The sequence below is a fragment of the Rhodococcus sp. FH8 genome (assembly GCF_019266085.1).
Lineage (GTDB): Bacteria > Actinomycetota > Actinomycetes > Mycobacteriales > Mycobacteriaceae > Rhodococcus_F > Rhodococcus_F qingshengii.
In genome coordinates this window covers 104889-125392 of the sequence record NZ_LPNQ01000084.1, presented here as the reverse complement: position 1 = coordinate 125392, position 20504 = coordinate 104889, and the positions used below count along the sequence as shown (strand labels likewise).

General features: G+C 64.2%; 15 protein-coding genes. 1 reads left to right on the top strand and 14 read right to left on the bottom strand.

Annotation, left to right across the window (positions count from 1 at the left end; translation table 11 throughout):
• Window positions 1-24 precede the first annotated feature (24 nt).
• The 11 genes from ATN38_RS31070 to ATN38_RS31020 form a co-directional block, all read right to left on the bottom strand.
• Window positions 25-1338, bottom strand: a complete 1314-nt coding sequence (locus ATN38_RS31070) for a CoA transferase (RefSeq protein ID WP_218749333.1) — start codon at window positions 1336-1338, stop codon at window positions 25-27.
• A gap of 18 nt (window positions 1339-1356) precedes the next feature.
• The gene (locus ATN38_RS31065) at window positions 1357-2235 is read right to left on the bottom strand and encodes a 3-methyladenine DNA glycosylase (RefSeq protein WP_218749332.1); all 879 of its coding nucleotides are present in this window, start codon (window positions 2233-2235) and stop codon (window positions 1357-1359) included.
• Window positions 2236-2238: 3 nt separating this feature from the next.
• Window positions 2239-3327 carry a hemolysin family protein gene (locus ATN38_RS31060; protein WP_003944826.1) on the bottom strand — a complete coding sequence of 363 codons (1089 nt, stop codon included), beginning with the start codon at window positions 3325-3327 and terminating at the stop codon, window positions 2239-2241.
• Window positions 3320-4702, bottom strand: a complete 1383-nt coding sequence (locus ATN38_RS31055) for a hemolysin family protein (protein ID WP_003944847.1) — start codon at window positions 4700-4702, stop codon at window positions 3320-3322. The genes ATN38_RS31060 and ATN38_RS31055 overlap by 8 nt, the downstream gene beginning before the upstream one ends.
• A 311-nt stretch (window positions 4703-5013) precedes the next feature.
• Window positions 5014-6450, bottom strand: coding sequence for a GuaB1 family IMP dehydrogenase-related protein (locus tag ATN38_RS31050; RefSeq protein WP_020969620.1), 1437 nt, complete (start codon window positions 6448-6450; stop codon window positions 5014-5016).
• Window positions 6451-6453: 3 nt separating this feature from the next.
• The gene (locus ATN38_RS31045; protein WP_003944968.1) at window positions 6454-7335 is read right to left on the bottom strand and encodes a DMT family transporter; all 882 of its coding nucleotides are present in this window, start codon (window positions 7333-7335) and stop codon (window positions 6454-6456) included.
• Window positions 7336-7339: 4 nt separating this feature from the next.
• Window positions 7340-8842, bottom strand: a complete 1503-nt coding sequence (locus ATN38_RS31040) for a DEAD/DEAH box helicase (protein ID WP_003944962.1) — start codon at window positions 8840-8842, stop codon at window positions 7340-7342.
• 62 nt (window positions 8843-8904) lie between these two features.
• Complete coding sequence (gene gndA, locus ATN38_RS31035; RefSeq protein ID WP_065455743.1) at window positions 8905-10362, bottom strand: NADP-dependent phosphogluconate dehydrogenase; 1458 nt, start codon at window positions 10360-10362, stop codon at window positions 8905-8907.
• A 217-nt stretch (window positions 10363-10579) separates the two neighbouring features.
• Complete coding sequence (locus tag ATN38_RS31030) at window positions 10580-12565, bottom strand: DEAD/DEAH box helicase (protein ID WP_218749331.1); 1986 nt, start codon at window positions 12563-12565, stop codon at window positions 10580-10582.
• 261 nt (window positions 12566-12826) lie between these two features.
• The gene (locus tag ATN38_RS31025) at window positions 12827-13780 is read right to left on the bottom strand and encodes a M56 family metallopeptidase (protein ID WP_007730909.1); all 954 of its coding nucleotides are present in this window, start codon (window positions 13778-13780) and stop codon (window positions 12827-12829) included.
• Between the two features lie 25 nt (window positions 13781-13805).
• Window positions 13806-14219, bottom strand: a complete 414-nt coding sequence (locus ATN38_RS31020; RefSeq protein ID WP_003944876.1) for a BlaI/MecI/CopY family transcriptional regulator — start codon at window positions 14217-14219, stop codon at window positions 13806-13808.
• A 191-nt stretch (window positions 14220-14410) separates the two neighbouring features.
• Between ATN38_RS31020 and ATN38_RS31015 the strand changes: the two genes are divergently transcribed.
• Window positions 14411-16987, top strand: a complete 2577-nt coding sequence (locus ATN38_RS31015) for a bifunctional lysylphosphatidylglycerol flippase/synthetase MprF (RefSeq protein WP_030536378.1) — start codon at window positions 14411-14413, stop codon at window positions 16985-16987.
• A 10-nt stretch (window positions 16988-16997) separates the two neighbouring features.
• Here ATN38_RS31015 and ATN38_RS31010 read toward each other — a convergent pair whose 3' ends face one another.
• The 3 genes from ATN38_RS31010 to ATN38_RS31000 are packed head-to-tail and all read right to left on the bottom strand — an operon-like array spanning window position 16998 to window position 20394.
• Window positions 16998-17849, bottom strand: coding sequence for an ABC transporter ATP-binding protein (locus ATN38_RS31010; protein ID WP_218749330.1), 852 nt, complete (start codon window positions 17847-17849; stop codon window positions 16998-17000).
• A complete protein-coding gene (locus ATN38_RS31005; protein ID WP_003944960.1) occupies window positions 17846-18937 on the bottom strand; it encodes an iron chelate uptake ABC transporter family permease subunit in 1092 nt (363 codons plus the stop codon). The genes ATN38_RS31010 and ATN38_RS31005 overlap by 4 nt, the downstream gene beginning before the upstream one ends.
• Window positions 18934-20394, bottom strand: coding sequence for an iron ABC transporter permease (locus ATN38_RS31000; RefSeq protein WP_073512408.1), 1461 nt, complete (start codon window positions 20392-20394; stop codon window positions 18934-18936). The genes ATN38_RS31005 and ATN38_RS31000 overlap by 4 nt, the downstream gene beginning before the upstream one ends.
• Between the last annotated feature and the right edge of the window lie 110 nt (window positions 20395-20504).

Genomic DNA, 20504 nt, shown 5'->3' with positions numbered 1-20504 from the left:
TCTTGCCCTGAATGTGCCGGTCCCTCAGTGTGCCCACTCCGCGCGATCCGATCCCCACGGATGCGCCGGTTCGGGGTAGTCCTCGAACTCTGCCAGCGCGGGTCGTGCGGTGGTCACGTCGGCATGGTTGACAACAACATTCAGGCCGGGAGCGGTCGGTAGACCGGGATGGACGGTTCGGCCGGGTGCGTCGAGAAGACGAGCGCCGGTGCTGGCCAGCGACACGTCGACGTCGCGGCCACGGCCGTCGTGCGAGCGCAGTGTCAACGCGTCGAGGATCCCCGCTGCCAGGAAGTATCCGGTCGAGTGGTCGAGTGCCTGCGCCGGAAGTGCGCCAGGGTTCTCACCACCCTCGAGGAACGAAATGCCGGACGCGGCCTGCACGATGCTGTCGAAGCCACGGCGATTCGCCCACGGACCTTCCCATCCCCATGCGCTGACGCGCCCGTGAATCAGGTGGGCGGGAAGATCCTGCCCGATGAGCGCTTCGAGTGCACCCGGCCGGTAGCCGGTGACCAGTACGTCTGCGGTTTCGAGGAGTTCTCGGAACGCTGCCGCTCCGGCCGAGGACTTCAGGTCGAGAAGCGCCGACCGCTTGCCCTGTCCACTGTCGAGGTGCTGCCATCCGATCTCGGGGATCGCCGGGGGATCGATCCGCAGAACGTCAGCGCCGACCAACGCCAGGGCACGCGTCGCGACCGGACCGGCGATGACGCGGGTCAGGTCGAGAACGCGTGGGCGCGTCGGATGCGTGCGGGGTTTTCCCTCGTCGCGTGCTCGGATGGATACCAGAGGCGCAGACCTCGCAGCTGCGCACTGCTCACTCAGGCGCCACTCGGTCTCGGTACGAACACGGACCGCGATGGCTCCGATCTCGGCGGCCTGCTGCTCGATCTCGATGGCGCTGAGTTCGGATATCCGTTGCGCCACTGCATCTTTGGGTGATCCATGATCGAGCGCGAGGACGGCGAGCAGGCGGTCGCGATGGTGCGGATAGTTGCCGTGCGTGCGGACCCAACCGTCGCGGGCGGCAAAGAACCCCGAGTGCTCGGAGAACCCGTTGATCGGCTCGCCGCCGATCCGGAACAGTCGGTCGCTCGAGAAGGACGCGGCGATGCGCTCGGGATCGAGGGTCCAGTGTCCGTCGCCCGGGCGGGTTGACCGATGAATCGCCGAGGCGAACGCCGCTACCGAGCCCGCAGCGAGGTCGAACACCGGCAAGTGCGCCGCAAGGAAGCCCGCCGCGTCCGGGCATTCGATGTGCCCGCGTCGGTCGTCGGTGTGCACCCCGACATCACGCTGGTATTCGTCGAGATAGAACCCGTACCCGTGATCCATGCGACGCCTTTCGGCAGTTCAGTGGCCGAGAAGCTCCCGGCACTTCTCTGCCAGCGTATCGCGTAGCGGCGCAGCACGATCCGCCAACTGTTGTTGCTCACGCACGTATTCGGCACGGCCCGCGGGAGTTTCGATACGAATGGGGGAGTACCCGTACTCGGCGAGGTCGTATGGGCTCGCGCGCATGTCGAGTTCACGGGCCAGGAGTGCGTGTTCGAAGCACCGCATCACCAGGTCGGAATCGACGAGTGGCAACAATTTGAAGCTCCACTTGTACAGGTCCATACCGGCGTGCAGGCAGCCCGGCTGTTCGTGATCGATCTGAGTTTCGCGTGCAAGCGGGAGCGAGTTCTTGGGGGCCGCGTCCGGTGTGAAGAACCGGAACGCGTCGTAGTGCGTGCATTTGAGTGGCAGGGATTCGACGACCGCGTCGGTACCGGCGAACCCGAGCCGAAGCGGCACCGACTGGTGACGGATTGCGTCCTCGCCGCCGCGATAGACCATCGCCCACTCGTGGAGGCCGAAGCAACCCAGCACAGCGGGCCGCGCAGACGTCTGATTCAACAGATTCCACACGAATTCGACTGTGTGACGCCGACGCTCCAGCACTGAGGCCTCGACTGTCGCGGTACCCGAATCGTCGACGCGGTAGCCGGAGAAGGCTGCGTATTCGGCGGCGTTCTCGAGCGCGACTCCGTACCCGGGGTGCCAGCGGCGCAGTTGAGCGGGTTTGAAGTTGTAGTACGTGAAGAGGAAGTCGTGCACCGGGTGAGAGATACCGGCGCTACGACGCGCTCGGTGCGGCTCGACGAGCTTCTCCACCTCCTCGAGGTGAAGAGCCCGCCGAGCCGTCCACTCGCTCTGCGCGAGTGCGAGTGAATGCACCGAACGTGTCATCGATCAGCTGTTTCTTTGTCCGGGAACAGCATCCGTGCCGCGATGCGTGCCATCGCGGACCGTTCCGACGTACTCCTCGAGGAGATCCTCGAGCGCGACGATACCGATCACCACTCCGTCAGCGTCCGTGACAGCGCCGAGGTGCGAGCTGGCCCGACGAAGGCCGGCCAACGCTTCGGCCAGCGGTGTGCTGAGCGGAACGATGGGCAGCGGCCGGATATCCGACGTCGGAACGACGGTGTCCGGTCCAGCGGCCTCGTCGAGCACCTCGTCGAGCACGTCCTTGAGGTGTACGTACCCAGCCAGCGATCCGTCGCTCGCTCGCACCGGGTAACGCGAGTATCCGGTCTCGATGACCGCACGCTCGATCTCACCCAGTGTTGTTCCCGACGGTGTGAGGGGAATGGTCCGCACCTTGTCGAGAGTGATCAGGACCTCGGAGACGGTCCGATCGGTCGATTCGAGTGCCTGCTTCAACCGCCGGTGTTCTTCGGCGTCGATCAGACCTTCGGATCGCGATTCACCGATCATCGCGGACAACTCCACCGCCGAGACCGTGACGTCGAGTTCGTCCTTGGGTTCGACGCGCAGGAGCTTGAGCACTCCGTTCGCGCACAGGTTGTAGAACGCGATGATCGGGCGAGCGATCTTGATGAACGCCAGATGCACGGGAACGAGCAGCATGGCCGTCTTCTCGGGGCCGGCCAACGCGATGTTCTTGGGCACCATCTCGCCGAGCAGGATGTGCAGCACGACGACGAGCGACAGCGCGATGGCAAACGAGATCGGGTGCAGCAATCCGTCGGGCAGGCCGACGGCTTCCATCGGCACCTCGAGGAGGTGCGCAATGGCGGGCTCGGCGACCTTACCGAGGAGGATCGAGCAGATCGTGATGCCCAGCTGAGCCGCCGCAAGCATGAGCGAGAGGTTCTCACCGGCCTTGATGACTGTGAGCGCCCGCTTCTTGCCTTGCGCGACCAGTGCTTCGAGGCGGTCACGTCGTGCGGAGATCAGTGCGAACTCCGCACCGACGAAGAATGCATTGCCGGCGAGCAGCACGACGGTGAGGAGTACACCGAAGAGGTTATTCATCGTCGGACTCCTTCTTGCTGTCGTCTGCGGATTCGGGTTCGACGTAAGCGGGGACCGGCGTGATGGTCACCCGGTCGATACGGCGGCCGTCCATGCCGGTCACTCGTGCAATCCACTTTCCGCGCGAATCACCGGACGAGTCGACGTCGGGCAATTCCACCTCGTCACCCTCGTCGGGGATGCGGCCCAGTTCGGTGAGCACCAAACCGCCGAGCGTGTCGTAGTCGCCTTCGGGAGCGGTGTACCCGGTAGCCGAAGTGACCTCGTCGATGCGCAGGAGACCGGAGCACGACCATCCGTCGCCGACGCGCTGCACGTCGAGTTCGGGTTCGTCGTGTTCGTCGCGCACATCGCCGACGATTTCCTCGATGAGGTCTTCCATCGTGACGATGCCGGCAGTTCCGCCGTACTCGTCGACGACGAGCGCAACCTGCATGCCGTCGGAGCGGATTCGCTCCATGACGGTGTCTCCGTCCAGGCTCGACGGCACGACGGGAACACGTTGAGCCAGACTGTCGACGCGCGTCGTGCGCCGACGTTCGGCCGGAACGGTGAACGCGTGCTTGATGTGTACGACGCCGACCGTGTCGTCGAGATCGCCGCGAACGACCGGGAAGCGCGAATAGCCGGTCCGCGACGCCGTCACGATCAGGTCTGCGACGGTGTCCGAGAGTTCCAGCGATTCGATCTTCACTCGCGGAGTCATCAGCTCTTCTGCCGTGCGGTCACCGAACTGCAGTGAACGGTCGACGAGCATCGCCGTGCCCTTGTCGATGGACCCGCGCTGCGCGGACGTCCGCACGAGGGACCCGAGTTCCTGCGGTGATCGCGCGGAGCGCAATTCCTCCGCGGGTTCGATGCCCAGGCGTCGCACGATCCAGTTGGCGGTTCCGTTGAGGCCGTTGATGGCCCACCGGAAGATCAGCGAGAACCCTGCTTGCAGGCCCGCAGTCGCGCGGGCGGTGGGCATCGGCTTGGAGATTGCGAGGTTCTTCGGTACGAGCTCACCGAAGATCATGGAGAACGAGGTCGCGATCACGAGCGCCAGGATCAAAGACGTTGTCGAGGCCGCGGATTCACTGAGCCCGACGGCCTTCGTGACCGGTGTGATGAACCGTGCCAGGACCGGCTCGGCCAGGTAACCGGTGATCAGGGTTGTGATCGTGATGCCCAGCTGAGCGCCGGAGAGCTGGAACGAAAGAGTCTTGTGCGCGTGTTGAACCTGCCGCGAGCGTCGGTCGCCGCCACGAGCAGCTTCGTCGACGGTGCTGCGTTCGAGCGCGGTCAGTGAGAATTCGGCCGCCACGAAGAGGGCGGTGCCTGCAGTCAGCGCGATGAAGCCGACCAGGCTGAGAATGGTGAAAACGATGTCCATGTGTCATCGCCACCTGAGATGTGCACGGGGGCCGCCGGGTGTGTCTCCCGGCTCGCTAGAGGAGCCCTCCGAACCGGCGGAATCAGAAGATTCCTCGGATAAAACGACGGGTGTAGCGCCGGGTAAGTGTGTGGGTGCCTCGGGCACCGGGTTCCTTTCGTCAGAGCCGAGTAGTTCTCGGCTGTAGCGGGCTCGGTCGGGTCGCCGAAGGGCACCCGACCGAGTTTTGTTTTCTGTTTACGGATCCAATGATACCGGCGGGTGCCCGGGAGTAGGGACCCGAGCACCCGCCGACAGTCACAGAACGTGGTTCACCAACCAGACGGAAGCGGCCGTCCTTCGGCAAATCCGGCGGCGGACTGCACGCCCAGAACGGCCTTCTCGTGCAGCTCCTCGAGAGAGCGCGCACCCGCGTACGTGCAGGTACTGCGCACGCCGGAACAGATCTGATCGATCAGGTCCTCGACTCCAGGGCGCTCGGGATCGAGACGCATCCGCGAACTGGAGATGCCTTCCTCGAACAATCCCTTACGGGCGCGATCGAAAGCCGTTTCGGTGGCTGTGCGAGCGGCAACAGCGCGCTTGGAGGCCATACCGAAGCTCTCCTTGTACGCGTTGCCCGCCTGATCGACTTTGAGATCGCCGGGGGACTCGTATGTGCCGGCGAACCACGAGCCGATCATGACGTTCGACGCGCCCGCCGCGAGGGCGAGTGCAACGTCGCGGGGGTGTCGAACGCCGCCGTCGGCCCAGACGTGCTTGCCGAGCTCACGTGCCGCTGCAGCACATTCCGCGACGGCCGAGAACTGCGGGCGTCCGACGCCGGTCATCATGCGAGTCGTGCACATGGCTCCGGGTCCGACGCCGACCTTGACGATGTCCGCGCCTGCGGCGATCAGATCACGGGTTCCCTGTGCGGAGACCACGTTGCCTGCGACCAACGGGACGCCGAGATCGAGCGCCTTGAGGGTGGTGAGCGCATCGATCATTCTCTGCTGGTGACCGTGAGCCGTGTCCACGACGATCACGTCGGCACCGGCGTCGACGAGTGCCTTGGCCTTGGCGCCCACGTCACCGTTCACACCGACCGCCGCAGCGACCCGGAGTGCGCCGCGCTCGTCGACTGCGGGGTCGTAGATGCCGGCACGGATCGCGCCGGTGCGGGTGAGGACGCCGGCAAGAGTCCCGTCTTCGTTGACGATGACCGCCAGCGGATCGTGCTTGGTTTCGAGCAGTTCGAAGACCTCACGCGGTGTGGCGGTGACCGGGGCCGTGACGAAGTCGGTGATCGCGACGGTACGTAGGCGAGTGAACCGATCGACATCCGCGCAGGCAGCCTCCGTGACGACACCGAGAGGCTTACCGTCCTCGACCACCACGACCGCGCCGTGAGCACGCTTGGGAAGCAGCGCCAGCGCATCGGAGACGGCGTCGTCCGGACTCAGCGTGACCGGCGTATCGGCGACGAGGTGGCGGCTCTTGACGAACGCCACGGTCTCGGCGACAGCTTCGGTGGGGACGTCCTGCGGAATGATGACCAGTCCGCCGCGGCGGGCGACAGTCTCCGCCATGCGGCGGCCGGCGACTGCGGTCATATTGGCGACCACGACGGGAATGGTCGTTCCGGATCCGTCGGAAGAATTGAGATCGACGTCGAACCGAGAGGTGACCTCGGTCCGGTTAGGGACGAGGAAGACGTCGTCGTAGGTCAGGTCGTATGGGGGGCGTTGCCCTTCGAGGAACTGCACGTTTCACGAGCCTACCGTCGATTCCGCCGTAGCGCCCTCGGTATCGCGCGCTTGTGAGCGGGAGAGGGCGATCGTGGTCATGATCATGACGGCGACGGCGCACCCGATGAGAGCAATTCCGGGACCGTCGACGCGGAGGCGTTCGTCGAGCACTGTCATCCCCAGGAAGATGGCCGCGATCGGCTCGCCGATCGTCAGGGCGGGTAGCGACGCCGACAGCGGCCCGACCTGGAACGCGCGCTGTTGCAGGTAGACCCCGATTGCGCCCGAGGCGATCAGCGCCCACGTCTGCCATGCCGAAATCACCCCGACGACGCCGTGGCCGAGTAGGTCGGTGACGTACTTGGTGAATGCGACGGCGACGCCGTAGAAGATGCCTGCCGCAGAGCCGAGAAGCAGTGCGCGCCAGCCGCCGTCGAGTTTGGACAAGCCGCCGACAGTTGCGGCCACGGCCACTGCGACCGTAATCGTCAGGGGCACAGCCCAATCCGACCATGGAGCATTGCTGTCTCCCTCGGTGGGATCGCCGACGACGAGGAAGATCGCCAAGGAAATCGCGAGCATGATCGCCAGTGACCACGCGGAACGGGTGATGCGGATTCCCGAGAATTTGGCCGAGAGAGGCAGCGCGAACAGCAACGAGGTCACGATCAGCGGCTGCACCACCAACACCGAACCCAACGACAGTGCAACGGCCTGCATGACGTACCCGCCGCCGTCACCGATCAGCCCGGCCCACCACCGAGGACTGCGAATCAACGACGCCACCAACGCCTCGCCCTCGGGAACCGCGGACGCCGCCCGTTGCTGAGCGACCGAAGCGCACGCGAAGAGCAGTGCAGCGAGAAGTGCGCAGAGAACCGAGATCAGTGGAAGATCACCCATTCCCTCAGTGTGCGCGCTTGCCCGCCCGATTTCCGGCAGACGGCTTTCCTGCGCCGGGTGCGCCGCGACGCGGGGTCAAGCCCTTGGACGCCAGACGCTCCGAACGGGTCGGGACCGGAGTGCCGTCCGCACGGATCTTCTTCACACTCTTCGGATCGGTGACGCGCCGCGAGGAGGCGGCGCGCTTGTCGCCGTCCTTCTTCATCCGGCCTCCGGCAGCGGTCCGGCCTGCAGTGTCGTGTTCCTGACGGCCACGCTTGGCGGTGTGCTTGACGGCAACCGTCGTATCGGGAGCCTCGACCGGAATTCCCGTCGGCTCCATCGCACCGGTGATGCGCGTGAGTTCAAGATCGTCAGGACGAACCCGCACACCGTGAACCTTGATGCCTGCCTGCTTGGTCAACTTCTCGACCGAATCACGTTCTTCGTCGGTGACGATGGTGACGACGACGCCTGATTCCCCGGCGCGTGCCGTCCGGCCGGCCCGGTGCAGGTAGTCCTTCGCCTCGGCCGGGGGATCGACGTGAACGACGAGCGTCACGTCGTCGACATGGATTCCGCGCGCGGCGACATCGGTGGCGACCAGGACCGGTGTTGTCCCGTCGGAGAACGACGCGAGGGTCTTGGTCCGATTGTTCTGCGTCTTGCCGCCGTGCAGAGCCCCGGCCGAGACGCCGATCAAATGCAGTTGCTGCGCAAGACGATCCACACCGTGCTTGGTCTTGACGAACATGATGGTCCGCCCCGCGCGCGAAGCGATATGTGCGACAACGGATCTCTTGTCGTCGCGGTCGACGAAAAGCAGGTGATGCTCCATGGTCGAGACGGTCGCAACCGGGGGAGCAGTCGAGTGCGACGCCGGATTGCGCAGGTAACCCGCGACCAGATCGTCGACCTTGCCGTCGAGTGTCGCCGAAAAGAGAAGACGCTGACCGTCTTTCGGAGTCGTGTCGAGAATCTTCGCAACCTCGTCGATGAAACCCATGTCTGCCATGTGGTCGGCTTCGTCGATGGTCGTGATCACGACGTCGTCGAGAATCACCGACTTCTGCTCGAGTAGGTCGAGCAGGCGCCCGGGGGTCGCAATCAGCAGATCGACGCCGCGGGCAAGGATGTCGGCCTGACGCTTGATCGGAACGCCCCCGACCGCATTTGCCACACGCAAACCGATCTCGGTAGCGGCGTCGTCGAGTGCCTTGTGGATCTGGATCGCCAGCTCACGGGTGGGAGCGAGCACCAAACCGCGCGGACGATTCCGCTTGCTCGCCCCACCCTTGAGGCGCACCAGCATCGGAAGCCCGAAGGCCAGAGTCTTTCCGGAACCCGTCGCACCGCGCCCGAGTACATCCCGACCGGCAAGAACATCGGGGATGGTTGCCGACTGAATGGGGAAGGGGGCATCGATGCCGCTTCGGCGCAACGCGTGCACCATCACGGCGGGGATTCCGAGGTCGACGAACGAACGCCCTTCGGTCGAGGTGGGCGAGTCGATCGTCGATTCCTGCATTTGTCCAGGCTACCGGGTATCGGTAGACGCAGATGACCGCATCTACCGATACCCGCTGTGAATCAGGCCTCGATTTCGCTGCGGTCACCGCTCCACAGTGTGTGGAACTTGCCCGGCTTGTCGATGCGCTCGTAGGTGTGCGCGCCGAAGAAGTCGCGCTGACCCTGAGTCAGGGCGGCCGGCAGACGCTCCGCGCGGAGACCGTCGTAGTACGACAGCGAGGACGCGAACGCAGGTACCGGAATGCCGAGCATCGTCGCGGTGGCGACCACGCGGCGCCAGCTGTCGATGCCTGCCTCGATGGCCTCGCGGAAGTACGGCGCCAGGATCAAGCTCGGCAGGCTCGGATCCGCGTCGAACGCGTCCTTGATGCGGTTGAGGAACTGCGCACGGATGATGCAGCCACCGCGCCAGATCGTCGCCAGGTCGGCAGGCTTGAGGTTCCAGTCGTACTCGGCGCTGCCGGCAGCGATCTGATCGAAGCCCTGCGCGTACGCCACGATCTTCGACGCGTACAGCGCGGCCTGGATGTCGGCGGCAAACTGCGCGGCGTCAGCAGGCTTGTCGCCGAGAGAGCCGGCAGCCAGACCCTGCGCCTGAGCTGCGGCGCGCTGATTGCGGCTACCGGACAGTGCGCGAGCAAATACGGCCTCGGCGATGCCGGTGACCGGCACGCCCAGATCCAGAGCAGACTTGACCGTCCAGCGGCCCGTTCCCTTCTGCTCGGCAGCGTCGACGATGACGTCGACCAACGGCTTGCCCGTCTCGGCGTCGACCTGGCGGAGCACCTCGGCGGTGATCTCGATCAGGTAGGACTCGAGGGTGCCCTTGTTCCACTCGGTGAAGACGTCGGCAACCTGACCGGCGTCGTAGCCCAGAGCGTCGCGGAAGAGGTTGTACGCCTCGCCGATGAGCTGCATGTCGGCGTACTCGATGCCGTTGTGCACCATCTTGACGAAGTGACCGCTGCCGTCGGGGCCGATGTGCGTGCAGCACGGGGTGCCGTCGACGTGAGCGGAGATGGACTCGAGAAGCGGGCCGAGAGCCTCGTAGGACTCCTTCGGGCCGCCCGGCATGATCGACGGACCGTTGAGTGCGCCTTCTTCGCCACCGGAGATACCGGCGCCGACGAAGTGCAGTCCGCGGGCGCGGATCGCCGCTTCACGACGGATCGTGTCGGTGTAGAGCGAGTTGCCACCGTCGATGATGATGTCGCCGGGCTCCATGGCGTTTGCGAGCTCTTCGATGACAGCATCGGTCGGGGCGCCGGCCTTGACCATGATCAGGACGCGTCGCGGCTTCTGAAGTGCGGCAACAAACTCCTCGACGGTCTCGGTGCGCACGAAATCGCCCTCGGAACCATGCTCGGCGATCAGGGCATCGGTCTTCGCGATGCTGCGGTTGTGCAGGGCAACGGTGTGACCGTGGCGGGCGAAATTGCGGGCAATATTCGAACCCATGACGGCCAGGCCGGTGACGCCGATCTGAGCTCGGGGTGATTCGGTGCTAGTGGTTGACATGCTTACAGCTTTCCCTCTCGGTCCGCGGCTGTGAAATCCTGCGCTGTGCGCAGCCGAAAACGGTGCGGCCGCGACGCGCGTGAACATCAGACCGTGCATACAAAACACGGATGCAGATCACTTTAATTGCAGTGACCTGCATCCGTCTCGATACAGCTTCCGGCACAGCCGGAAGGTTCTCAGTGTTCAGTTGTCGAGCCGCAGCTCAGCGCAGGTATTACCGCTGATCGCGCTTCGGGCCGTCGAATCCGTCATAGCTACGACGGTCGGTACGGCTGCGGAAGCCGCCACCGCTGGTCGAGGCTGCACGGTTGTCGCCGCCTTCGCGGTTTCCCTGGTATCCACCGGAGGAGCGGTTGCCCTGGTAGCCGGTCGAGGGGCGGCTGTCGCGATCGCCGTACGAGCGGTTGTTGTCACGGTTGCCCTGGTATCCACCACCGGAAGAGCGGTTGCCCTGGTATCCGCCGCGGCTCTCGCCGTCACGGTTGCCCTGGTATCCACCACCCGAAGAGCGGTTTCCTTGGTAGCCGGTCGAGGGGCGGCTGTCGCGGTCTCCGTAGGACGGACGGCTGTCACGGTTGCCCTGGTAACCACCGCTGGAGCGATCACCCTGGTATCCACCGGAAGAGCGGTTGCCCTGGTATCCGCCGCGGCTCTCGCCGCCGCGGCTCTCGCCGTCGCGGCTTCCCTGGTAGCCACCCGAAGAGCGGTTTCCTTGGTATCCGGTCGAGGGGCGGCTGTCGCGGTTGCCCTGGTAACCACCACTGGAGCGATCACCCTGGTATCCGCCGCGGCTCTCGCCGTCGCGGTTGCCCTGGTAGCCACCCGAAGAACGGTTGCCTTGGTATCCACCGGACGAGCGGTTGCCCTGGTATCCGCCACGGCTTCCACCACGATCACCGAAGGAACGCTCGCCACGAGAAGAGCTCTCGCGCAACGGTTCTCCGGTCGGCTTCTTGGCGCCGGTGATGCGAGCAAGTTCAGCAGAACCCGGGGTGACGGCAACGGCTGCGGCATTGACGCCGGCCATACCGGTCAGACGCTTGAACTGACGCTTCTGGTTCGGCAGCACGATGGCGACAACGGTGCCCTTCTCGCCGGCGCGAGCGGTACGACCAGCGCGGTGCAGGTAGTCCTTGTGGTCGGCCGGGGGATCGACGTGAACGACGAGGTCGATGCCGTCGACGTGGATGCCGCGTGCTGCGACGTCCGTTGCGACGAGGACCGGGGTGCGGCCGTTCTTGAAACGCTCGAGGACGCGGGTGCGCTGGTTCTGTGCCTTGCCGCCGTGAAGCGACTCGGCAGCGATGCCGACTGCGCGGAGGCGGTCGGTGATTCCCTCGCAACCGAGCTTGGTGCGGGCGAACATGATGGTGCGTCCGTCGCGGGCACCGATCTCGGCGAGGACTGAATCCTTCTGTCCACGATCGACGAGGAGGACGTAGTGCTCCATCGTGTCGACGCTTGCGCGGCCGTCTTCGGTGGAGTGGGTGACGTGGTTGGCCAGGAACTGACGAACCAGCGACTGGACCTCACGGTCGAGGGTTGCCGAGAACAGCAGACGCTGTCCGTCTGCGGGGGTCTCACCGAGGATCGAGCGAACCTCGGGCAGGAAGCCCATGTCCGCCATCTGATCGGCTTCGTCGAGTGCGGTGATTTCCACCGAGTCGAGGATGCAGGTGCCCTGACGCAGGTGGTCGCCGAGACGACCCGGCGTTGCGACGAGGACGTCTACGCCGCGGCGAAGCTGATCGACCTGCTTGGCGAACGGCGTTCCACCGACAGCGGGGCGAACCGTGAGTCCGAGTGCTCCGGCGTAGGAGTTGAGGGAGTCGACCACCTGGAAAGCAAGCTCACGGGTGGGGACGAGCACGAGTGCGCGGGGACGCTTGGCGGCCGGGCGATCTTCGTGGCGTGAGAGGCGGGTCAGCATCGGCAGGCCGAAGGCGAGGGTCTTGCCCGATCCGGTCTGTGCGCGGCCGAGAACGTTGGTACCGGCGAGCGCGTCCGGGATGGACTGCGCCTGGATGGGGGACGGGACGGTGATGGAGTTGCGCGCCAATGCGGCAACAAGCTGCTCGGGCAGGCCGATCTCGGCGAAGGTGATACCCGGCTCGGTGGCGACTGCTTCTTCGGCAGCGGGGGTGTTGACGGTGGGGTCTTCGATGTTCTCGGAAGACGACATTTGGACAGCGTTGGTCACGCGGAAACCTCTCCGGACTACGGGCACGTCGCGGAGCGGAAGAAGCCATGCTGAAATACACGACACAGTTCGCAAAGGGACGAGCCAGGGCACATGTCACCTGGCAATCCGAACGCATACTGCGGGGAATTGGGCTGTGTGCCGTTATATGTTGACGGACCACGATGGTGGCCGTGATCCACTCTACGCCACCGGGGACACCGAAGTCAGGTAGCCCCGCCTGTGACCTGCACTACTACACGGGGTTACGCAGGTCAAGACTCAGTATGCGTTGAAAAGCAGTCGAAGTTCGGTGAGCCAGGGCACAGCAACCGCAACCGTGGGAACAACGAGAATCGCGACCGCCCCGAGATACGCAAAAACTGCGATGCGGGGATCTGCGTCGTCGGCCGAGAGGCGCTGCACCCGGATGAGCGTCGACGGCCCGCCCGCTGCCATTGCCCCGCGGGGTGCCGTCGATCCGGCACACGCGACAAGCGCCCGCGCGAGGGGAGTGGGACCGGTAGCCCGCACGGCTGAATCGTCGGCGAGCAACTCCACCAGTAGCTGCACCGATCCCAGGGCCGACTTGCTACGAACGAAACGGGGGAACGCGTGGTTGACGGCAGTGAAAGCCTCGAGGACCAGATCGTGACGAGCTCGCAGGTGGGAACGCTCGTGCGTCAGGATGGCTTTGACCTCGGCATGATCGAGGTTCTGCAGAGTGCCTTGACTGAGAACCACGCGTTGACGCAGACCTGGCAGGCAGTATGCGATCGGTTCGTCGACGTCCAGTACCCGCAGATCGGGTGTGCGTTCCACCGACGCGGGCATGGCGCAGTCGTCGAGAAGGTCCACCAACACGCGGTGACGTGCACGGCGACGTCGGGTTCTCACAGCGACCTGGATGATCGAGAAGATCAGCTTCGCGCCGATCAGAAGCGTCAGGGCAAAAACAACCACGTACAGAATCCACAGCGGGAGCCCGAGTGCATCGATTTCGGCGGTCGGGGCCGTCGTCGGCCTACCGTCAGTGCCGGGAACGAGCAGCTGGCTGGCAATGGCCAGGCCCGAGCTGAATGCCGACAGCACCGCAGCAATTGCGACGGCTTGCCACAGAACCAACGCCGCGCGTGGAGCGCGGTAAGGCCACGTGGAGCGGCTCAGGAGTGCGGGAACCGGACCGGCCAGCAACAAGGCAAGCAGTCCGAAAACCAGTGCAGTAGTGGCGTTCATGTCCTACACATCATGCACGACGAAATCAGTTCGGCCTAGAAATTCCGGGCTGCGCAGCCTTTTTCGCGGACTCGCGCACCTCGAGGGCAGCGAGCGCCTCGCGGAGAGCATCGGCTTCGTCAGCATTGACCTGTCCCACGAAGTGGACGAGCGCCGCAGCGCGACCGCCGGACTCCGGAGCCTGGGCCAGCGCGTCGACCATCAGACTCGCGACCAGTTCTTCGCGCTTATTGACGGGAAGATAGCGATGTGCGCGATCGTCACGCTGCTGAATCACCAGATGCTTCTTCGCCAGGCGCTGCAGAACGGTCATTACCGTCGTGTACGCCAATTCGCGATGCGTCGCGAGTGCTTCATGCACCTGTCGCACAGTTTGCGGTTCCGATGTGGACCACAAATGATCCATCACCGCGCGTTCGAGTTCACCTAGACCTGCCATTCTTCGATTCTACGGACTTCCACGACGAAATACGTACTACTGGTAGTAGTAACCACCTCGGTGGGGGTGTGGTATTGGCCATAGTGATCGGCGTGACGGTTACGGTGGTGTGAGACGACGAAAGTCCCGACAATGACGATGCCCGATAATTGCAAGCCAACAGTCGATCCGCAGAAAGTAGCCGCACGTAGATGACGATCGACAGTTCGCCGGGCACCGAAGAATCGACATCACGGGCGCGGGTAGTCACGCAGAAAGCTGCCGGCATCATCCGTTTCGGCATTCGCGACGCACCGTTGACGGTCGTTCTACTTCTCACCATGTGGATCGTGGGTGCCGCAACCGGCAGCCTCGTTCACGGACCGTCCCGCGATCTCGAGCACACGATCGGTGCCGGAATGGGCTCGATCCAGCACGGCCGCATCTGGACTCCGCTCACGTCCGTGCTGTGGGCAGGAAACCTGCTCGGGTACCTCGGCGCGACCGTGCTCCTGATCGCAGTCGCCGCACCCCTCGAACGCCGAATGGGAACGATCAAGCTTGCGATCGCCGGCGCAAGCACTCAAATCTTGGGAGTCCTGCTCGGGCTCGGCTGGGCGTCGTTTGCGAAGGTGTTCGATTCCAGTTGGGGATTCCGCCTCCACGTGGGCTCCGCGGTCGGAGCCAGTGCATGGATCGTCGGCGCTGCGATGGCCGCCAGCTCGAACATGGGCACCCTGTGGCGCCGTCGCATTCGCGTCGGAACTTTGGCGTTGACGATCACTTTGGCCTTGTTCAGTGGTCAGCTGCAAGACGTCATCCGATTCTTTGCCGCTGTGGTGGGTTTGGTGATCGGACAGTGGATCGTCGGACGATCGGCGCGCGGTGAGCGCATCGCCGGGACACAGCGAGAGGGTCGCGTCCTGGTCGCCATCGTCGTCGCGGCGAGTGCGATCGGCCCGATGATCGCCGCGCTGTCCCCGCAGGCGGTCGGCCCACTCGCGGTCCTCCGTGACCTCTTCCGCGGAGTTCCCTGGACTGTCGCCGAGGTTCGAGAACTGTGCGAGGAGTCGTCGTCGGATCCGGACTGCCGACGAGGACTCCTCGAGCTCAGACTCTCCGGTATCGGCCCGACTCTGCTCTCGCTGATGCCGTCGATCTTCGTTCTCGTGTTGAGTGACGGGCTCCGTCGTGGCCGCAGATTCGCCTGGATTGCGACAGTGTGTGCTCAGGTCGTCCTACTCGTCCTCTCGATCGGGAACTTCGTCATCAGGTTCGTCGACGCCGTCGACAGTGACAGCTTGTTCTACGGAATCAGCGATCCGAACGTGTACCGAACTCTGGTGCCGTTCCTGACACCGCTCTTCGTACTGATCCTGCTGATCGCGACACGTCGATACTTCGACGTCGCGGCCCCGGCCAAGACATACCGACGTCTCGGTGCTGCGATCGTGACCTTGCTCGCGGTCCTCGCCGTGATCTACGTCGGCGGCGGAATGCTCGCCAGGCACGGGTTCGATCGCGAGCCCACCGTAACGATGTTGCTCGCGGACTTCCCTCAGCGCCTTGTACCGCCCGTGTACCTGCAGTTGATCGATCCGCGTCTGCTTCCCGTGGACATCGAGTCGACGTTGCTCTTCGAGTGGACCGGCGTCGTGTTCTGGGGCGTCGCCGCCGTGTTGGTGTTCGTGAGTTTCCTCAAGCCGGTCAAGACCGCCGATCCCAAAGCCGCCGAACGAGCACGATCCATGTTGATCGCCGGTACCGGCAGCCCGTTGTCCTGGATGACGACGTGGAAGGGAAACACATACTGGTTCAGCGCGGACGGTTCGAGTTACGTCGCGTATCGCGTCATCGCCGGTGTTGCTCTCACAACCGGTGATCCGGTCGGTCCTCCAGATCGCATGCGCACGGCGATCGAGGAGTTTGCCGAGTTCGCTTCGTCGAACGGTTGGATTCCCTGCTTCTATTCAGTGACCGACGACGCCCGAAGCATCACTGATTCCATGGGCTGGAGCGGCCTGCAGGTCGCCGAGGAAACCGTGCTCGACCTCGGACAGGTCGCGTTCACAGGAAAGCGGTTCCAGGATGTGCGAACAGCACTGAACCGGGCGAAGAAGTCCGGGATCACGGCCGAGTGGATTTCCTTCCCTCATGCACCTCTCGCGATCAAGGATCAGATAGTTGCGATCTCGGAGGAATGGGTGGCGGACAAGGGGATGCCCGAGATGGGATTCACCCTCGGCGGACTCGACGAGATCGACGACGAACAAGTGCGGTGCCTGATCGCCGTCGACGAGGATCGCACCGTGCACGGTGTCACGTCGTGGCTACCGGTGTACCGCGACGGCAAAGTCGTCGGGTGGACACTCGACTTCATGAGGCGACGCTCCGAAGGATTCCGTCCCGCGATGGAGTTCCTCATCGCCTCCGCTGCACTGAAATTGGAGGAGGAGGAGGACGTCGAGTTCCTCAGTCTGTCCGGTGCACCGTTGGCAACAATCGCCGGTGATTCCGAGAGGAATGCGAACGAACCGGAGGCCACGACTTTCTCGGCGATGATGGACAGCGTGCTCGACCTGCTCGGTCGCACCCTGGAACCGGTGTACGGATTTCGTTCGCTGTTGGCCTTCAAATCGAAGTTCCAGCCTCGGTACGTGCCGATGCACATGACCTTCGCCGATCCAGCCGCGTTGCCGAGCATCGGGAACGCGGTCGGACGGGCGTACCTGCCGACCGTGACGATCGGTCAGGGATTCAAACTTGTTCGGACGATTCTGGGTCGCTGATTCGCGATCGTCACGCAGGCTTTGCCGGCCCGCCGACGGCGCCGAACACGTGCCGGGTTCCGATCGGAACGATCAGCGGCCGATCCGAGACGGGATCGTCGATGACCGCAGCTTCGAGACCGAATACGTCGAGCAGAAGTTCCGCGGAAATGATGTCCTTGGGGACACCAGAAGCGACGACGGCGCCGTCGCGCATCACGATCAGATGATCGCTGTATCTGACCGCGAGATTGAGGTCGTGCAGAACCATCACCACGGTGCGCCCCATTTCCTCGTGGAGTTGATCCACCAGGTCGAGGACTTCCATCGAGTGCGCGAGGTCCAGATAGGTAGTCGGTTCGTCGAGAAGCAGAATGTCGGTTCCCTGGGCGAGAGCCATCGAGATCCAGGCTCGCTGGCGCTGACCGCCGGACAATTGATCGACGGGTCGATCGGCGAGATCCGAGACACCGGTCAGCTCCAGCGCTTCGGCGACCTCGCCCTCGTCGTCCGCGGACCACTGCCTGATCCACGACTGGTGCGGGTGGCGCCCACGTGAGACCAGATCGGCGACGGTGAGTCCTTCGGGCGCAACTGGAGTCTGGGGGAGCATTCCGAGCACCCGTGCGACTTCCTTGGTCTTCATCGAACTGATCGCCTTGCCGTCCAGGACAACCGATCCGCCCTTGGGCTTGAGCAGACGACCGAGCGCACGCAGGAGCGTCGACTTGCCGCAACCGTTGGGGCCGATGACCGTAGTGATCACGCCGGTAGGGATCTCGAGATCGAGTCCGTCGACGATGATGCGGTCCCCGTACCCGAGCGTCAGGTTCTTGGCGACGAGACGCGAAGGAGTATCGGTGGGCTGGGCGATGGTGGTCATGCTGTGACCTTCCGATTGTTACGAACCAACAGGTAGAGCAGGAACGGACCACCAAGTGCGGAAGTCACGATTCCGACGGGGAGTTCCACAGGCAGAATTGTTCGAGCGATGACGTCGCTGCCGACCACCAGTACAGCACCGGTCAGCGCGGACGCCACGATGGGCGGGCCGGCAGAGCGCACCAGACGCATAGCGACCTGTGGCGCAGCCAGGGCGACAAAGCCGACCGGACCTGCTGCCGCGGTTGCGATGGCGGCCAGCGCCACGGCGGAGAGCAACAGTTTGGCCTGCGATGATTGCAAGCGAACACCGAGAGAGGTGGCGTTGTCGTCGCCCAACCGCAGCGCTCCCATGGTGAACGAAGCGATCACCGCGTAGCCGCCGACTACCGCGACAGCGATGGCTACCGGCCACATCTGATTCCAGGTGGCACCGTTGAGCGAACCGTTGAGCCACACCTGTGCGCGGGAAGCATCGTTGATGTCCGCCGAGATGAGGAGCCATCCCGTCGCTGCCACCAGCATGGCGTTGATGCCGATACCGATCAGGATGAGGCGGAACCCCTCGACGCCCTTGCGCCACGCCAAGGCGTAGATCACCACTGCTGTCAGTAGGCCGCCGCAGAGTGCAGCCAACGGAATCCCCAGTGTGGCAAGCAGTCCCACGAACGACCCGCCACCACCGAGCACGATGAGAGCAACCGCGGCAGCACTCGATCCGGCCGTGATTCCGAGGATGTCGGGGCTGGCGAGGGCGTTGCGAGCGATCGTCTGGGTGACCGCACCGGCAATACCGAGTGCCATGCCGATGAAGAGTGCGGTGAGCGATCGAGGAAGTCGGAGATCGAAGACGATCAGGTTCTGTGTCTTGCTTCCATTACCGAGCAGGACGGAAATGACATCGGGGATCGAGATCGGATAGTCGCCGCGTCCGATGTTGATGCAGAGCAGAAGGAAGAGTGCGACCGCGAGCGCAATGCACACCGACACCGCGAGTGGACGGTAGACCAGCGAGAATCCACCGATACGAATCGACTTACGTGAGGGGACGGTCCGGGGGAGTACCCGGAGTTCTTGCTTGAGCGTCACAGACTTGCCAACTTCCTGCGGCGTACGAGAGCGATGAAGAACGGGGCGCCGAAGAGGGCCAGGATGATTCCGACCTGCAACTCGCCGGGGCGCACGACTACGCGACCGATGATGTCCGCGGTGATCAACATGACCGCACCGAGCAAGCCCGCGTACGGGACCAGCCAGCGATAGTCGGGTCCGGTGATGGCCCGGGCCACGTGGGGGACCACCAATCCGATGAACGCGATAGGTCCACACGCTGCGGTCGCGGCGCCGGTCAGCAGGGTGATCGCGATGATGCCGAGGGTGCGACTGAACGCGATGTTCGTTCCCAACGCTTTTGCGACGTCTTCACCAAGGCTGAGGACATTGAGACCAGGCGTACTCGCCAGGGCGATGACCAACCCGAGTATCAGGAAGGGGAGGACCTGCCAGAGAACGTCGAACCCGCGACCGGACACCGACCCGACTACCCAGAAACGGTAGGCGTCCAGGCTCGTCTGGTCGAGGATTATCACGGCGTTGGTCATGGCTTGCAGGAAGAACGCGACGGCCGCGCCCGCCAGAGCCAGACTCAGAGGACTTGCGCCGCCATTTCCGATGGAGGACAAGCCGAAGACGACGATGCTGGCGACGAACGATCCTGCAAACGCGAACCAGAGGTACTGACTCGGTGCGGTGAAGCCGAAGAGATAGATCGCCATGACTACGAAGAAAGCCGCGCCGGCGTTGAGGCCGAGTAGTCCGGCATCTGCCAACGGGTTACGCGTGTGTCCCTGAATCAGGGCGCCGGCGATACCGAGTGCGATGCCGACGACAAGACCCAGGATGGTCCGCGGAGCGCGCAACGTTCGCACGATGATGTCCGTCTGGGTGCCGTCCGAACTGAAGATGGCGTGGAAGATCTCGGCAAACGTCAGCGGACGTGCGCCCACCGCGATGCTCGCGAGCATGACGAGCGCGAGAAGAACCGTGAGCACCGCGAGACCGATCAGCCGGCGTCGACGAGTTGCCCCGACGCTGTTGTCGCGCGCGAGTTCCTCGAACCCTTCTTCGCGCGCCGTGCTTTCACGGACCACCTCGATACCGGTTCGATCGAACGGCCTGCGCAGAGCCCGGCGAACACCGATGGGCTGCTTTGTCTTCGCGTCACGCGTGACCAGACCTACCCATCCCTTTCCCGAGGTCCGGCCTGTGGCACCTTCGCGGAATCCCAGGTTCCACACGAGGAGACCAACGGCAATGGCTATTGCCGTCCCACCGAATACTGCGCGGTCGGCTTCGCCGCCACCGTTCTCGTCTCGGAGCGACTGAACGACGTACCAGCCGACGAGCAACGGAAGCAGGAACACCCCCGCGTCGAAAATCCCAGCTAGAACACGCATTCGGACAGGAGCCGGGCCGCGCGGCACTATGCGCCGTCCGTACGTCTCGCTGGGTCCTCGGGGATGTCCGTTCCCGAGCGGTTTGATCATCGTCACTGGCGGTTCGAGCTCCTGGTCTTTGTGCGCAGGGAATTCGCATCTTAGGTTACGGAACCCTATGTGGGTGTGCTCCCCGCGGGGCAAGTTCCTGTAAATATGCG

Coding starts and splice junctions, on each gene's coding strand:
- ATN38_RS31055 (WP_003944847.1), bottom strand. CDS start 4,702: ATGGACATCGTTTTCACCATTCTCAGCCTGGTCGGCTTCATCGCGCTG.
- ATN38_RS31025 (WP_007730909.1), bottom strand. CDS start 13,780: ATGAACGCCACTACTGCACTGGTTTTCGGACTGCTTGCCTTGTTGCTG.
- ATN38_RS31015 (WP_030536378.1), top strand. CDS start 14,411: ATGACGATCGACAGTTCGCCGGGCACCGAAGAATCGACATCACGGGCG.
- gndA (WP_065455743.1), bottom strand. CDS start 10,362: ATGTCAACCACTAGCACCGAATCACCCCGAGCTCAGATCGGCGTCACC.
- ATN38_RS31020 (WP_003944876.1), bottom strand. CDS start 14,219: ATGGCAGGTCTAGGTGAACTCGAACGCGCGGTGATGGATCATTTGTGG.
- ATN38_RS31070 (WP_218749333.1), bottom strand. CDS start 1,338: ATGGATCACGGGTACGGGTTCTATCTCGACGAATACCAGCGTGATGTC.
- ATN38_RS31010 (WP_218749330.1), bottom strand. CDS start 17,849: ATGACCACCATCGCCCAGCCCACCGATACTCCTTCGCGTCTCGTCGCC.
- ATN38_RS31040 (WP_003944962.1), bottom strand. CDS start 8,842: ATGCAGGAATCGACGATCGACTCGCCCACCTCGACCGAAGGGCGTTCG.
- ATN38_RS31045 (WP_003944968.1), bottom strand. CDS start 7,335: ATGGGTGATCTTCCACTGATCTCGGTTCTCTGCGCACTTCTCGCTGCA.
- ATN38_RS31060 (WP_003944826.1), bottom strand. CDS start 3,327: ATGAATAACCTCTTCGGTGTACTCCTCACCGTCGTGCTGCTCGCCGGC.
- ATN38_RS31000 (WP_073512408.1), bottom strand. CDS start 20,394: ATGATCAAACCGCTCGGGAACGGACATCCCCGAGGACCCAGCGAGACG.
- ATN38_RS31065 (WP_218749332.1), bottom strand. CDS start 2,235: ATGACACGTTCGGTGCATTCACTCGCACTCGCGCAGAGCGAGTGGACG.